We start from the raw sequence: 14,581 nt of genomic DNA, 5'->3' as shown, positions 1-14,581 counted from the left end.
CTGAGGGTTAACGGCGGCCTTTCCAGTAGCCGGATGTCTGGTGCCAAACCTTACCGGCGGTGGTCATCACCCGCCGCAGCTTGTCCTTGCCGAAGATGTTGACGTGCGGGATCGAGCTCATCAGATCGTAACGATCGGATCCTTCGCTCATGCCCTCCGCCAGCACCTTGCACACGATGTGGCTCGGCGTCACGCCGAAGCCGGAGTAGCCCTGCACGTAAAACACATTGTCGCGATCCGGCAGCGTGCCGATCTGCGGGAACAGGTTGGCGCTGCAGCACAGCGGGCCGCCCCAGGCCAGATCGATCTTCACGTCTTTCAGGTACGGGAACACCTTCAGCATCAGGTTGCGGTTCCAGGCCTTGAGATCCGACGGGAAATATTCGATCAGGCGGGTGGCGCTGCCGAACAGCAGCCGGTTCTCGTTGGTCACCCGGTAATAGTCGATCACCGGGCGGATGTCGCTGTAGGCGCCGCGGATCGGGCTGATCTGGCGGATCAGATCGTCAGACAGCGGCTCGGTGGCCAGCTGGAAGGCGTAGGTATTGATGGTCTTGCGGTAGATCTGCGGCTCCATGCCGTTGAGGAAGCCGTTGCAGGCCCACAGCATCTTGTTGGCACGCACCGAGCCCATGGCGGTGCGCACCGTGATGCGCGGCCCGTACTCCACGTTGAGCACGCTGCTGTTCTCGAAGATTTTCACCCCGTAGCCGCTCAGCGCCTTGGCCTCGCCCAGCAGCAGGTTGAGCGAATGCACGTGGCCGCCGCCCATGTGTTTCAGCGCGCAGGTGTAAGCGTCGGAGCCCACCACCTGCTTCACCTCCGCCCCGGTGTAGAGCTCAATCTCCTCCTGCGGCGCTACCGCCTTGAACTCCTTCAGCCAGCCGCGCAGGGTCTTCTCCTGGCGCGCGTTGCTGCCGAGATAGCCGTAGCCGAAGCAGAAGTCGGCGTCGATATCATATTTCTTGATGCGCTCGCGGATAATGCCGGCGCCGAGGTTGCTGATTTTGAAGATGGTTTCCAGCCCGGCCGGGCCAACGTGGCGCTTGATCTTCTCCAGATCGTGGCCGATGCCGGCCATCACCTGGCCGCCGTTGCGCCCGGTGCCGCCGTAGCCCAGATAGCGGCCTTCGAGAATGGCGATGTTGGTGATGCCCTTCTCCGCCAGCTCCAGCGCGGTGTTGATGCCGGAGAAGCCGCCGCCGATGATCACCACGTCGACGTCCAGATCCTCTTCCAGCGTCGGGAAGCGCAGATCGTATTTTTTGGTCGCCGCGTAGTAGGTTAAGGACTCGATTTCGTTGTTCACTGCCGCACTCCCGATTGCCTATGCCATGACATCGGATTATCGGGAGGCGGCAGCCGTGCCGCTATGTCCCCTTAGGGACATTCGCTACAAAAAATTAACATTCACGCGCTGCGGCGCTGCGGGGCGGTCAGCAACAGGCTGAACAGTTCGGCCTGCGAGCCGATGTTCAGCTTGCCGTAGATGTTCTTGCGGTGATTTTTTACCGTGCCGAGGCTGATGAACAGCCGGTCGGCAATCTGCTGCGAACCGCAGCCGGCGAGGATCAGATCGACGATCTCGCGCTCGCGCGGCGTCAGCAGATAACGCGCCTGCGCGCCATCGTCGTTCCCCGTGTCGGCCTCGGCCGGTGCCGCCACCACTTCGCCATGCAGCCGCGCCACGCTTTTCACCAGCGTCAGCGCGCTGCGCAGATCCGCCCGCTGCGGGTAGCGCACCGCCACCGTGCGGCGCGCCGAACCGAAGAACACCCCCAGCCCGCGCTCCGGCGTCAGCTGCAGCAGCACGCCGGCCTCATCGTGCCAGCCGGTCTTGCGATAAAAATTACGGTAATAGTCGCTGTGATAAAACCCGCAGGGCGCCAGCTGGCGCAGCGTGAGCACCTCGCCTTCGCCGCCGTCGTTCAGCGCGCGGTAAAACGGATCCTGCAGATAGGCGCCCTGTTGGTAGATCTGGTTAACCGCATCGCTGTTTTCCCGCTCGGTTTTGATCAGGCAGCGCGGCGGCCGGCCGCGTTCGAAGGCATAGACGATGGCGTTGTCGAAGGCGAAAAACCCTTCCAGCCAATTCAACAGGCTGGGATAAAAGCGCGGGCTGGCCACCGCATCGATCACCGCAGACAAGCGTTCAACCTGAATATCCATACCCGCCTCGCCATTATTAATACATTAACAATCTACCGATTTCGGATGGGGTTAGCCGCATGGCGGCCAGTACTGTTAAAAAAAGCATCCGGCGCGCCGAAATGCAAGAACACGATCGTTTACATGTTAAACAACTCACAAGTTGCCGCAGCGGGGAAAGCGGTGGCCGCTCCGCGCCCGCTGGCTTATGCTGTGGCATCGCGCCCTGCAACGCCGTCAAGGAGACCTCATGTCCGTCAGCCACATCATCGCCAACCGCCAGACCTGGTTCGGCCACGGCAGCATCCAGCAACTGCCGCCGCTGCTGCTTGCCGATCCGCAGCCGACGCTGCTGTTCAGCTGCCGATCTTTTCTCAACGGCCCGGTGTACGCCGGCCTGCGCGAATCGCTGGCGCCGCTGCTCATCGGCACCGAGATCGTCAGCCACGAGGCGTCGCCGCAGGAAATAGACGCCTGGGTGGCGCGCTGGCGCGGCCAGGCACGGCGCGTGGTGGCCATCGGCGGCGGCAGCGTGCTGGATGCCGCCAAGGCGTTCTCCGCGCTGGTGGAGCATCCGCTGCCAACGCTGCGCTATATGGAAAAAGTGGGCGACAGCAAAATCAGCGGCGCCACCCTGCCGCTGATCGCCATTCCCACCACCGCCGGCACCGGCAGCGAGGTGACGCAGAACGCGGTGATCACCGACACTCAGGTCAGCAAAGTGAAGGCCTCGCTGCGCCACAATAACTTCGTGCCGCACACCGCCATTCTCGATCCGCAGCTGCTGGCCGGCGCGCCGGACAAGGTGCTGGCCTACTGCGCCATCGACGCCTTCACCCACCTGTTCGAGGCCTATCTGTCGAAAACCGCCGGCGCCATGACGCGCGACATGTCGCTGAGCGGCATCCGCCACTTCCTTGCGGCCTGGCCGGCGCTCAACCGCAGCGACGCGGCGCGCGAAGCGATTATGCAAGCTTCGTACCTTGGGGGGCTGACGCTGAGCGCCGCCGGGCTGGGGGTGATCCACGGCATCGCCGGCGAGATCGGCGCGCTGCGCGACTACCACCACGGCCAGGTCTGCGGCCGCCTGCTGCTGCCGTTCCTTGCCCTGCTGGAAAGCAGCGAACAGCCGCAGCAACGCGCGCTGATGGCCGAGCTGGCCGCGCGCCTGTACCCGCACTGGCAGGGCAGCCCGGAGAGCTACCTGACCGATTTCATCACCCGCCACGCCATCGCGCCGTTCTGGCAGAACGATTTGCCGATTTCCGGCCAGGAACTGGCGGTGGCGCTGGAGAAATCCAACAGCAAGAATTCCTGGATCGACTATGCGCCGGCACAGCGGCAACGGATGATCGAAGAGGCGTTTCGCGTCGAATGATGATATCTACCCTAAATAGTTGGCGCGGCATCCCGGCGGCAAGAGGTGGCTCGCCAGGAACTTACTCAAGTCAGTGACTGGCGTACGCACTCGCAGCCAACACAGATGCAGTTTCAAGTATGACGGGTATAATCAGATCAACGCACTAGCAGGAGTTAAGGAAATGGGCATCATCGGCTGGATCTTCGCCGGCATCGCGGTCGGCATCCTGGTCGGCGCGCTGATCAGAATCTTCGGCAAGAAGAAAGAGCAGTAAGCGTCACGCTGTTCCGTGGGCCGCCAGCAGGCACTCATGGAACAGCTTCACCACCCGCTGCGGCACCGGCGAGCGGCGCAGCACGCTGGAGTATTCGCAGTGATAGCGGAACAGCGCCGGTTTGATCGCCCGCATCATATTCTGCGCCACGAAAAACGCCGCGTAGTGATCCGGCAAAAAGCCGACGTATTTGCCGGACAGGATCAGCGTGGCGATCGACTCCTGCGCGAACCCCGTCGCCTTGCGATGCAAATGTTGCTGCAGGCTCAGTTCCATATTCGGCGAATGGTAGCCTAATCCGGCGAAGGCATAATTGTGCAGCAGATCCCAATTTAATGTTTCATGGGGGGCGGAAAATAATTCATGCTGCGCGCCGCAATATAAGAACATCCTCTCACTGAATAACGAATGATAAGATAAACTTTCCGCGCTGCGGTGCATGGGAATAACGCCAACCTGAAATTGTCCGTCAATGACGCCGCGTTCAATGGTATTAATCGGCTCCACGTACATTTGCAAAGAAACCTCCGGCGCACGCTCGCTGAATAATGCGATGGCCCGGCCGATCTGCGCCTGCGGATTGCTGACCGTATGATCGAATATCGCCACGTGCAGCTGCCCGCCCATGCGCTGGTGCACCTCGTCTACCCCGCGCCGGAACGCCTCGGTGGCCGCCAGCAGGTTGACCGTTTCCTGGTAGATAAGCAGCCCCTCGTCGGTGACCGCAAAGCCCTCGCGCCCGCGCTGGCACAGCGTCAGGCCCAGCCGCTGCTCCAGATCCTTGATGTGCTTGCTGATGGTCGACAGGCTGATATTCAGCTCCAGTTCGGCGGCGCTCATGCCGCCGCAGTCGACCACGGCCTTGAATACCCGCAGCAAACGCAGATCCATATCCGACAATTGCCCTAACAGCGCGCGCTTTTTTACTTGCATAAAACCTTAAGTAAGTTTCGACATATGATTATTCACAGTAGAGAACAAGCGGTACATAGTCAATTTCGCACAACAATTCGTTAACAACTCGGTTTATTTCATTAATCGCTCTTATTTTCCTGTTCGGAGGAAAACATGGCCGCTGAAAATCACCCGCTAAATAGTCTCGATGCCGAAGGGTTAGAGGCCCATTGGATGCCTTTTACCGGTAACCGTAATTTTAAAGCGCAGCCGCGCATCATTACTCAAGCCGCGGGGGCGTATTACACCAGCCATGACGGCAGAAAGATTTTCGACGGCCTGTCCGGATTATGGTGTTGCGGATTGGGGCACGGCCGGCAGGAAATCACCGACGCCGCCCAGCGCCAGCTGGCGACGCTGGATTACTCGCCGGCGTTTCAGTTCGGCCACCCGCTGTCGTTCGAACTGGCCAACAAGATCAAGGCACTGACGCCGGCGGGGCTGGATTACGTGTTCTTCACCGGCTCCGGATCGGAAGCGGCGGACACCTCGCTGAAAATGGCGCGCGCTTACTGGCGCGCCAAAGGCCAGGCGGGCAAAACCTGCTTTATCGGCCGGGAAAAGGGCTATCACGGCGTTAACTTCGGCGGTATCTCGGTCGGCGGCATCGCCGGCAACCGCAAGACGTTCGGCGCCGGCGCCGAAGCGGACCACCTGCCGCACACTCTGCTGGCCGGCAACGCCTTTTCGCGCGGCATGCCGCAACAGGGGGCAGAGCTGGCGGAAGCGCTCAACCGCATCATCGCGCTGCGCGACGCCTCAACGATCGCCGCGGTGATCGTCGAACCCTTCTCCGGCTCCGCCGGGGTGATCGTGCCGCCGGTCGGCTACCTGCAGCGCCTGCGCGAAATCTGTACCCAGCATGACATCCTGTTGATCTTCGACGAAGTGATCACCGCCTTCGGCCGCTGCGGCGCGATGACCGGCGCCGAGGCGTTCGGCGTCACGCCGGACATCATGAACATCGCCAAACAGGTGACCAACGGCGCGCAGCCGATGGGCGCGGTGGTGGTGCGGCCGGAGATCTACCACACCTTCATGAACGGCGGCGAGCCGGACTACCAGCTCGAATTCCCGCACGGCTACACCTACTCCGCCCACCCGGTCAGCTGCGCGGTCGCGCTGGCGACGCTGGACATTCTGCAGCGCGAACAGATGGTGGAGCGCGTACAGGCGCTGGCGCCCTACTTCGAGCGCGCGGTGCACAGCCTGCAGGGAGCCAAACACGTCGCCGACATTCGCAACATCGGCCTGGCGGCCGGCATTACGCTGGCGGCACGGCCGGGCGAACCGGCGCGGCGCCCCTTCGAGGCGGCGATGCGCTGCTGGGAAAGCGGATTTTACGTGCGCTACGGCGGCGACACCCTGCAGCTGGCGCCGCCGTTCATCAGCAGCGAAGCGCAGATCGATGCGCTGATCAACGCCGTGGGCGACGCCCTCAACGCCACCGAATAAGGAGAGAACCATGACCATTACCCATTGGATCAACGGCGAACCCGCCGCCGGCGGCGAACGCAGCCAGCCGGTTTACGACCCGGCCACCGGCCAATCGGCGCAGGAGGTGCAGCTGGCCGACCGCGCCACGGTGGAGCGCGCCATCGCCGCCGCCGAACAGGCCTATCCCGCCTGGCGCGACACCCCGCCGCTGAAGCGCGCGCGCATCATGATGAAGCTCAAGGATCTGCTGGAGCAGCACGCCGATGCCATCTGCCAACTGATCACCGCCGAGCACGGCAAGGTGCTCAGCGACGCCCTGGGCGAACTGCAGCGCGGCATCGAGAATATCGAATATGCCGGCTATGTGCCGGAACTGCTGAAGGGCGAACACAGCAAAGAGGCCGGCCCGGGCATCGACAGCTGGAGCGAGTTTCAGCCGCTGGGGGTGGTGGCGGGCATCACGCCGTTCAACTTTCCGGCGATGGTGCCGCTGTGGATGTGGCCGATGGCGGTGGCGTGTGGCAACACTTTCGTGCTGAAGCCTTCCGAGCGCGTGCCTTCCGCCGCGCTGTATATCGCACGGCTGGCGGCGGAAGCCGGGCTGCCGCCGGGGGTGCTCAACGTGGTCAACGGCGATCGCGAAGCGGTGGAGACGCTGCTGCATGACGGGCGCGTCAAAGCGATCAGCTTCGTCGGTTCGACGCCGGTGGCGGAACACATCTATCACACCGGCTGCGGGCAGAACAAACGGGTGCAGGCGCTGGGCGGCGCCAAGAACCACGCGGTGGTGCTGCCGGACGCCGATATCCCCGGCGCGGTCGGCGCGCTGATGGGCGCCGCCTTCGGCTCGTGCGGCCAGCGCTGCATGGCCATTCCGCTGGTAGTGGCGGTGGGTGAAGGCACCGCCGAGGCGTTGATCGCCGGGCTGCGGCAACAGATGGCCGCCATGCGCGTCGGCCCCGGCAGCGATAATCGCAACGACATGGGGCCGCTGGTGACCCGGCAGCATTATCAGAAGGTGAAAGGCTATATCGATCAGGGCGTGGCCGAAGGCGCCGAGCTGCTGGTGGATGGCCGCGAGCTGAGCGTGACGGACGCCGACGGCCGCCCCAGCCAGGGGTACTTCCTCGGCCCAACGCTGTTCGACCATGTGACGCCCGGCATGCGCATCTATCAGGAGGAGATCTTCGGCCCGGTGCTCGGCGTGGTGCGCGCGGCGTCGCTGCAGGAGGCGATGGCCTTGATCGACGCCCACGAATACGGCAACGGCACCTGCCTGTTCACCCGCGACGGCGAAGCGGCGCGCTACTTCTCCAGCCGCATTCAGGTCGGCATGGTGGGGATCAACGTGGCGCTGCCGGTGCCGGTGGCCTACCACTCGTTCGGCGGCTGGAAGCGCTCGCTGTTCGGCGATCTGCACGCCTACGGCCCGGACGCGGTCAGGTTCTACACCAAACGCAAGACCGTGACCCAGCGCTGGCCGGCTTCCGGCGACGCCCGGCGCGCCAGCTTCAGCTTCCCGTCGGGGCAGGGGTAACACATAAGAACAATAAACTTCCGGGGAGCAACGCTCCCCGGCATTTCGCGCGCTCCATTTGATTCCTGCGTACAGCCTGTGCAGCAAAACAATAATTCACTCACACGTTAATGGAGTCGTTATCCCATGAAAGAGTCCGCCCCTGAACACACCTTCAAAGGCAATCTCAGCGTCCTCGACGTGGTGATGATCACCGCGTCCGGCGTGACGCCGGCCAGTTCGATCTTCGTCATCGCCCCGCTGGCGATCGCCAGCGCCGGCAGCGGCGCCTTTCTGTCGTTTCTGATCGCCGCCTGCGTCGCCGCCGCCATCGCGCTGTGCTATGCCGAGCTCGGCGCCGCACACCCCAGCGCCGGCGGTGAGTACAGCATCATCAAGCGCCTGTTCGGCACCCTGTGCGGGTTGCAGACCTACCTGTTTATCCTCAGCGCCTCACTGTTCGTGCCGGCGGTGCTGGCCACCGGCGCGGTGCCCTACCTGAACACCGCGCTGGGCACCCAGTTCGACGCCTCGACCGCCGGCATGCTCACCGTGCTGGTCGGCGGCATCTGCGCCATTTTCAACATCAAGGCCAACGCCCTGCTGACCGGCGCCTTTCTGGTGGTGGAAGTGGCGGTGCTGGCGCTGATCGCCTGGCTCGGCTTCAGCCACCCGCATCAGAGCGCGGAGATCCTCACCGCGCCGGTGATGCTGGACGCGCAGGGCAGCCTGGCGACGGTGTCGCTGCCGCTGATCGTCGCGATGGTCGGGGTCGCGCTGTTCTCCTACAACGGCTACGGCGCGGCGGTGTACATGGCGGAGGACATGCGCGAACAGGGCAGGCCGATGGCGATCGCGATCATGCTGACGCTGGTCATCGTGGTGCTGGTGGAGCTGGTGCCGTTCACCGCCCTGCTGATCGGCTCGCCGTCGCTGACCGAGATGGCCAAACAGGCCGATCCGGTCGGCTATGTGGTCACCCAGCTCGGCGGCCCGACGCTGGCGCGGGTAGTGAGCGGCGCGATTTATCTGTCGGTGTTCAACGCCATCATCGCCATCGTGGCGCAGTTCAGCCGCATGATGTTCGCCAGCGGGCGCGACGGCTTCTGGCTGCCGACGTTCAACCGGGCGCTGAAAATCATCCATCCGCGCTTCGGTACCCCCTGGATCGCCACCCTGCTGTTCGGCGTGCCGTCGGCGCTGCTGGCGTTTTGCTCCGATCTCGAATCGCTGACCTCCTTCACCGTGATCCTGCTGCTGCTGGTGTACATCATCATGGCGATCGCGGCGCTGATCAGCCGCCGCCGCCGCCACTTCCACCACCCGTACCTGATGCCGCTGTGGCCGCTGCCGGTACTGGCGGCGCTGCTGTGCTGCCTGTACGTGCTGTGGACGATTTTGATCGCCAGCAGCCTGAAAGACTTTATTATCATTGCCGGCATCGTCGGCTTCGGGCTGGCGCTGAACCATCTGCGCGGCCGCCAGACGGCGCCCCTCGCCGCCCCCTCAATAGAAGGAGAATAACCATGACGCAGCGCGCTCAGGATCTGGGCATCATCATCGGACAGGGCACGCCCGGCCCGCTGAACGCCATCACCGACGTGCCCGGCGTGCGCGTTGGCCATGCCAGCATTCATGCCGATTTGGCGGACGGGCGCAGCGTGCGCACCGGCGTGACGGTGATCGAACCGCGCCCCGGCTCTGCCCGCCACGCCCCCTGCTTCGCCGGCGTGCACGTGCTGAACGGCAACGGCGACGCCACCGGCCTGGAATGGGTGCGCGAAGCGGGCCTGCTGACCAGCCCGATCGCCTTCACCAACACCCACAGCGTGGGCGTGGTGCGCGATGCGCTGATCGCGCTGGAGCGTGAAACGCTGCCCGCGGGTGACAACGCGGTGTATTGGAATATGCCGGTGGTGATGGAAACCTTCGACGGCCTGCTCAACGACATCAACGGCTTTCACGTCAAGGCCGAGCACGTGCGCCAGGCGCAGCAGGCGGCCCGGGGCGGCTTGCCGCAGGAAGGCGCGGTCGGCGGCGGCAGCGGCATGATCTGCCATGAATTCAAAGGCGGCAGCGGCACCGCGTCGCGCCGCTTGCCCGCCGATCAGGGCGGCTGGACGGTGGGCGCCATCGTGCAGGCCAACCACGGCAAGCGCGAGTCGCTGCTGGTCGGCGGTTACCCGGTAGGCCGGCATCTGGGCCATCTCCCCTCGCCGTTCACGCCGCAGTTGCCGCATCCCGGCATGGGCTCCATCGTGGTAGCGCTGGCGACCGACGCGCCGCTGCTGCCGCACCAGTGTGCGCGGCTGGCGCAGCGCGCCAGCATCGGCATCGCCCGCACCGGCGGCGGCACCGAGGACTCGAGCGGCGATATCTTTATCGCCTTCGCCACCGGCAACGACGGCCTGCCGCCCGCCGACTACGCCAATAAAGGCGCTTTCACCACGCCGCTGCGCATGGTGAACAACGACTATATTTCGGCGCTGTTCGCCGCGGCGGCGGAAGCGGTAGAGGAAGCGATCGTCAATGCGCTGCTGGCGGCCAATAGCGTCAGCGGCAACGGCCATCGGGCGGAAGGGCTGAGCGCCGAACAGCTGGTGACGGCGCTGGAGAAGGCCGGCTGGCGGCGATAAAAAACGGGGCGCGGGGATTAACCGCGCCCTGCTTGTCAGGATTCGCCGCCCGGCTTGGGCGTCGGGTAATCGTAATCCAGCTTCAACGGCTCAGCGTAGACGCTGTTCCACAGCTGTTGATACAGCTGGTCCAACCGCCCGCTCATCGTCGCATTGTGCAACACCAGCTCCAGATTGCGCGAGTTGTCCAGATAGCCGCCGGTCCAGTTGCTGGTGCCCACCCAGGCAATCTCATCGTCGATGGTCATCAGCTTGCTGTGGATCACGCGGGCAAACGGAATGAAGCCGCTGCTGGCCGGTGGTATGGTCACCACTTTGATCTGCACGTTCGGCACCAGCGCCAGGCTCTTCAGCCAGGCGATATCCGGCTTTTTGGTGTTCCAGTTGGCCACCATCAGCTCGATCTGCACCCCGCGCGCCGCCGCGCTGCGCAGCGCGTTGTCGATCACCGCGTAGAAGGGGCGGCTGCGTTCGGGGCCGAACGACAGCGGCGCGTAGTCCATCACCTGCACCCGCACCCGCCGCTTGGCGCCGGCCAGCAAGCGCGGCAGCTCGGCCTGCGAGTCAATCACCCCCGCCGGGTTGTAGGCGCGCGGGCTGGCCACCAGATAGTTGCCCTGCGTCGGCGCCGTCATCGGCCAATCGGGCAGCGGCGGCACCGGTTTATCCTGCGCCAGCAGCGCCTGCGCCTGCCAATCTTGCTCGAAGATCGCCTGGATCTGCCCCACCACCTTGGCGTCGCTGATGCGCAGCCCGGTTTCGTGAATATGCTCCAGCGCGCGCCAGTCGAAGTTCTGGCTGCCGACGAACGCCTGTTCGCCGTCCACCAGCAGGTATTTGGCGTGCAGAATGCCGCCGCTCAGCTTCTGGTAAGGAATGATGCGCAGCTCCAGATTGGGGATCGCCTTCAGCTGTTCCAGCGTTTCGGCGGTAGAAATGCGAATGCCCTTCTCTTCCACCAAAAAGCGAATTTTTACCCCACGCTCGCCGGCCGCCTTCAGGTGCTGCAGCACACCGTCCAGCAGCGAACCGTCCTGATTCGCCACGTAAAACTGCCCCAGGTCGATGCGGGTTTTCGCCGCGTCGAACATCTCGCGCCACACCTCGGCGGTGTTGCGCAGGTCATCGGCCTGCAGCGCGGTTTCCACCGGCGCGGTGTACACCAGCTCATAGCCGGGAATCGCAAAACGCGCCGCAGCGCTCTGGCTCAACATCAACAAACAACCGCCCCACAATGCCGTATAAAGGCGGCCGAGCGGCCGCCGTACTGGATGGCCATTAGGCATAGCGCGGCGCTCCGCTGTCAACCCATTGTTCGCCGCTGCCGCTCTCCGGGCGGCTGGCCGGTTGGCCGGCGCGGATCAGCAGCACCTTCAGCAGTTCGTTGATGCGCTCCATGCGGCTCTGCAGGAAGTTGTTGGCCACCAGGCACAGCAGCGCGATGGCGATGCCGAGGCCAGTGGCGTACAGCGCGGTGCCCATCCCGGCCGACACCAGGCTCGGCTCGGACACCCCCGAGGCGGCCAGCGCCTTGAAGGTTTCGATGATCCCCATCACGGTGCCCAGCAGCCCCAGCAGCGGCGCAGCGGTGACCACGGTTTCCAGCAGCCACAGGCCGCGCGCCATCGGCGGCTTGCTCAGCAGGTACTGGGCGTCGATCAGATCGCCGATCGCCTCGCGGTCGCCGGCGCGGTGCTTCTGCGCCAATACCGGCGCGATCACCGCCATCGGCAGGCTGTTACGCTGGGCCAGCTCGTCCGGCAGATCGGCGGCGCGGCGCACGTCCGGCGTCAGCGCCTGCTCCAACCGGCGCGCCTGGCGCTGGGTATAGGCGAAGTACAGCGTGCGCTCGATGATGATCACCAGCGCGATCGCCAGCGCGGCGTACATCACGTAGAAAATAATGTCGTGCAACAGATTGGCGTCCATACAGGGCTCCTCTTTCCCGCCGCCCGGCAGGCGGCGGGATATTCAGTTAAAAGGTGGCTTCCAGCGAAACGCTGAAGGTGCGTTCTTCGCCGACGTTGTAATACGGCGTGCTGGCCTTCACGCCGCCGTAAGGCGCCGCGTTGAAGGTGGTGGTGCGCACCGAGGTCAGGTATTCCTTGTCAAACAGGTTGCTGATGCCAAAGCGCAGCGCGGCGCTCTTGACGATTTTCTTGTCCACCGGCAGATGCACACCCGCCGCCAGATCGAACACCGTGCGGCCGCCGATCTTCTCGTCGTTGGTCAGATCGCCGTAGAACGCGCTGACGTACTTGCCGCTGACGCTGCCGTAGTACAGGCCGTCGTCATAACCCAGCGTCATGTTCAGCAGGTTTTTCGGCACGTTCGGCACCTCCTTGCCGGAGGTCGGCAGCGGCAGCCCGCCGTTGCTGACGATATCGCTCTTCTGCTTCGACTCAGTGTAGGTATAAGAGGTGTAGTAGTTGAAGTTATGCGGCAGTTGGCCGCTCCACTCCAGCTCCAGCCCTTTGTTCTCCACATTGCCGATGTTCATCATCTCGTAGTCGCCGGCCGAGTTGGTGGTGGAGATTTGGCGATCGCTGTAGCGCATGTAAAACAGCGTGGCGCTCAGCAGCATGTCTTCCTGCTGGAAACGCCAGCCCAGTTCGTGGTTCCAGCTGAGCTCCGGCTTGGTGCTGAGCGAGTCGCCGACGTTGTACAACACGTAGTTTGGCGGCGTGCGCATGTTGCGCGTCAGGTTGTAGAACACCTGGTTTTCCTGATTCACCTTATAGCTGGCGCTGAAGTTCGGCAGGAATTCATGATAGGTGGCTTTGCGCTTCTCCGGCACGTTGTACAGGCTGCCGCGGTTGTCCCCTTTGCGCTCCACGTACTGATAGGCCAGGCCGCCGACGAAGGTCCAGTCCGGCGTGGCGAACCAGGTGTCCTGCAGCCACACCTTCTGCGCCGGGGTGATGGTGTACTGGTTGCGCCCCTGCACGGTATTGCCGTTGGCGTCTTTCACCTGATCGGAACCGCCCGGCTGCCCCCAAATCTGCGACGGGTTGCCGTCGCCCTTGATGCTGATGAACGGCTGGGTCTGCAGCTGACGCGCGCGCTCATACCAGTAGCCGATATCCAGGCTGTGCTGATCGTTAATGTCCCACTTCAGCTTGGTGGTGATGCCCGGTCGCCAGGTTTGGGTCCACGACGGGCGGTAGTAGGTGTTGGATTTCAGGTTGCTGAGATCGTACTGCCCGGCCTTGCTGGAGGTGTTGGACAACACCGACGCCGTCTGGCCGTTGAAGCTGCCGCCGTTGCCCCAGTAGTAATACGGCTGCAGGGTCAGCGACAGGTTATCGCGCAGCTGCAGCTTCTGGGTGAACGACAGCGTGAAGTTTTCGAACGGGTTGCGTTCAATCTTGTAATACTTGTTCAACTGCCCTTTGTTGTTGTACTCCGGCGTGGTGACGTAGTCGGTGTCACGGCCGTCGTTTTGGAACTGCGCCTTGCTCAGAGTGTTGTAGTTGGTGTTGTTCTGGCGGTTGTACTTCATCACCAGATTGCTGCTGTTGCCGTTGCCGTCTTCATACAGCGAGTTCATCTCGAACTTGTCGGAGTACAGTCGCCCTTCGCCGCGCCACTTCTTCGCTTCGGTGTGCGAATAGGAGAGCCAGTTACTGAAGCCGTTGTACTCGCCGGTGTCCAGGCGGGCGAAGGTTTTGCTCAGGCTGTTGCTGCCCAGCGTCTGCTTGACGAAACCGCCGAAGTCTTTCGCCGGGCGGCGCGTCACCAGGCCGATGTTGCCGCCGCTGGAGCCGATGTGCGGGCCGTCCGCTTCGGAAGACCCCTGGGTGACGAACACCTCCTCCAGGTTTTCCGCATCGCCCAGCAGGTTCGGGTACACCGCGTAGTTGCCGGAGTCGTTGATCGGAATGCCGTCCATCGACAGGCCGATCTGATCCGAGTTCATGCCGCGCATGGTGTAGTCCACGCCGCTCAGGCCGCTGGCGTCGTTGCTGTTGACGTTCAGGCCCGGCGTGTATTTCAGCTTGTCGATGGCGTTGGCCGCCGACGGCATTTTGTCCATCGCCTCTTTGGTGACGGTAGAACGCGCCTTGGCGCTGTCATCCTGCACCATCATGCCGCCGCCGAGCGACTGCCCCTTGACGCTGATGGTGCCGACATCGGTGGCGTCGGCCGCCAGCGCGGCGCCCGGCAGCATCGCCGACATCACCGCCAGATAGATCCCAGAACGATTAAACGATTTCATTGTGTGCATCCCATAAAAATCAAACGATTAACCCTTG

Annotated in this window: 11 protein-coding genes; 5 read left to right on the top strand and 6 right to left on the bottom strand. The window is 63.5% G+C overall.

Annotation, left to right across the window (positions count from 1 at the left end; translation table 11 throughout):
• Positions 1–7: 7 nt before the first annotated feature.
• Both ACJ8QI_RS15755 and ACJ8QI_RS15750 read right to left on the bottom strand, forming a co-directional pair.
• Positions 8–1,309 carry an NAD(P)/FAD-dependent oxidoreductase gene (locus tag ACJ8QI_RS15755; RefSeq protein WP_033636959.1) on the bottom strand — a complete coding sequence of 434 codons (1,302 nt, stop codon included), beginning with the start codon at positions 1,307–1,309 and terminating at the stop codon, positions 8–10.
• Positions 1,310–1,410: 101 nt separating this feature from the next.
• A complete protein-coding gene (locus tag ACJ8QI_RS15750) occupies positions 1,411–2,169 on the bottom strand; it encodes a helix-turn-helix transcriptional regulator (protein WP_047729076.1) in 759 nt (252 codons plus the stop codon).
• 229 nt (positions 2,170–2,398) lie between these two features.
• Between ACJ8QI_RS15750 and ACJ8QI_RS15745 the strand changes: the two genes are divergently transcribed.
• Positions 2,399–3,526, top strand: a complete 1,128-nt coding sequence (locus ACJ8QI_RS15745; RefSeq protein ID WP_197861966.1) for an iron-containing alcohol dehydrogenase — start codon at positions 2,399–2,401, stop codon at positions 3,524–3,526.
• A gap of 259 nt (positions 3,527–3,785) precedes the next feature.
• Here ACJ8QI_RS15745 and ACJ8QI_RS15740 read toward each other — a convergent pair whose 3' ends face one another.
• Positions 3,786–4,715 (bottom strand): LysR family transcriptional regulator, encoded by a 930-nt coding sequence (locus ACJ8QI_RS15740; protein ID WP_038878382.1) that lies wholly within the window; start codon positions 4,713–4,715, stop codon positions 3,786–3,788.
• Between the two features lie 135 nt (positions 4,716–4,850).
• On the opposite strand from ACJ8QI_RS15740, the gene ACJ8QI_RS15735 reads away from it, so the two are divergent.
• The 4 genes from ACJ8QI_RS15735 (at position 4,851) to ACJ8QI_RS15720 (ending at position 10,325) form a co-directional block, all read left to right on the top strand.
• Positions 4,851–6,191, top strand: a complete 1,341-nt coding sequence (locus ACJ8QI_RS15735; RefSeq protein WP_087762966.1) for an aspartate aminotransferase family protein — start codon at positions 4,851–4,853, stop codon at positions 6,189–6,191.
• Positions 6,192–6,201: 10 nt separating this feature from the next.
• On the top strand, positions 6,202–7,710 hold the full coding sequence (locus ACJ8QI_RS15730; RefSeq protein ID WP_442532793.1) for a CoA-acylating methylmalonate-semialdehyde dehydrogenase: 1,509 nt from the start codon (positions 6,202–6,204) through the stop codon (positions 7,708–7,710).
• A gap of 126 nt (positions 7,711–7,836) precedes the next feature.
• Entirely contained in the window at positions 7,837–9,213 is a 1,377-nt protein-coding gene (locus ACJ8QI_RS15725; RefSeq protein WP_442532792.1) for an APC family permease, read from the top strand.
• A 2-nt stretch (positions 9,214–9,215) separates the two neighbouring features.
• The gene (locus ACJ8QI_RS15720) at positions 9,216–10,325 is read left to right on the top strand and encodes a DmpA family aminopeptidase (protein ID WP_306686160.1); all 1,110 of its coding nucleotides are present in this window, start codon (positions 9,216–9,218) and stop codon (positions 10,323–10,325) included.
• A gap of 35 nt (positions 10,326–10,360) precedes the next feature.
• Here ACJ8QI_RS15720 and ACJ8QI_RS15715 read toward each other — a convergent pair whose 3' ends face one another.
• The 3 genes from ACJ8QI_RS15715 to ACJ8QI_RS15705 are packed head-to-tail and all read right to left on the bottom strand — an operon-like array spanning position 10,361 to position 14,544.
• Complete coding sequence (locus ACJ8QI_RS15715; RefSeq protein WP_442532791.1) at positions 10,361–11,611, bottom strand: phospholipase D-like domain-containing protein; 1,251 nt, start codon at positions 11,609–11,611, stop codon at positions 10,361–10,363.
• Positions 11,604–12,254: a MotA/TolQ/ExbB proton channel family protein gene (locus tag ACJ8QI_RS15710; protein ID WP_442532790.1), complete on the bottom strand. Its 651-nt coding sequence runs from the start codon at positions 12,252–12,254 to the stop codon at positions 11,604–11,606. The genes ACJ8QI_RS15715 and ACJ8QI_RS15710 overlap by 8 nt, the downstream gene beginning before the upstream one ends.
• Positions 12,255–12,300: 46 nt before the next feature.
• On the bottom strand, positions 12,301–14,544 hold the full coding sequence (locus tag ACJ8QI_RS15705) for a TonB-dependent receptor family protein (protein WP_442532789.1): 2,244 nt from the start codon (positions 14,542–14,544) through the stop codon (positions 12,301–12,303).
• Positions 14,545–14,581: the final 37 nt, after the last annotated feature.

Origin of the sequence: Serratia sp. CY84636 (assembly GCF_052166245.1) — a bacterium.
In the GTDB taxonomy this organism is placed as follows: domain Bacteria; phylum Pseudomonadota; class Gammaproteobacteria; order Enterobacterales; family Enterobacteriaceae; genus Serratia; species Serratia nevei.
This window is presented reverse-complemented; position numbering and strand designations above follow the sequence as displayed.

Coding starts and splice junctions, on each gene's coding strand:
- ACJ8QI_RS15730 (WP_442532793.1), top strand. CDS start 6,202: ATGACCATTACCCATTGGATCAACGGCGAACCCGCCGCCGGCGGCGAA.
- ACJ8QI_RS15710 (WP_442532790.1), bottom strand. CDS start 12,254: ATGGACGCCAATCTGTTGCACGACATTATTTTCTACGTGATGTACGCC.
- ACJ8QI_RS15750 (WP_047729076.1), bottom strand. CDS start 2,169: ATGGATATTCAGGTTGAACGCTTGTCTGCGGTGATCGATGCGGTGGCC.
- ACJ8QI_RS15735 (WP_087762966.1), top strand. CDS start 4,851: ATGGCCGCTGAAAATCACCCGCTAAATAGTCTCGATGCCGAAGGGTTA.
- ACJ8QI_RS15705 (WP_442532789.1), bottom strand. CDS start 14,544: ATGAAATCGTTTAATCGTTCTGGGATCTATCTGGCGGTGATGTCGGCG.
- ACJ8QI_RS15715 (WP_442532791.1), bottom strand. CDS start 11,611: ATGCCTAATGGCCATCCAGTACGGCGGCCGCTCGGCCGCCTTTATACG.
- ACJ8QI_RS15720 (WP_306686160.1), top strand. CDS start 9,216: ATGACGCAGCGCGCTCAGGATCTGGGCATCATCATCGGACAGGGCACG.
- ACJ8QI_RS15740 (WP_038878382.1), bottom strand. CDS start 4,715: ATGCAAGTAAAAAAGCGCGCGCTGTTAGGGCAATTGTCGGATATGGAT.
- ACJ8QI_RS15745 (WP_197861966.1), top strand. CDS start 2,399: ATGTCCGTCAGCCACATCATCGCCAACCGCCAGACCTGGTTCGGCCAC.
- ACJ8QI_RS15725 (WP_442532792.1), top strand. CDS start 7,837: ATGAAAGAGTCCGCCCCTGAACACACCTTCAAAGGCAATCTCAGCGTC.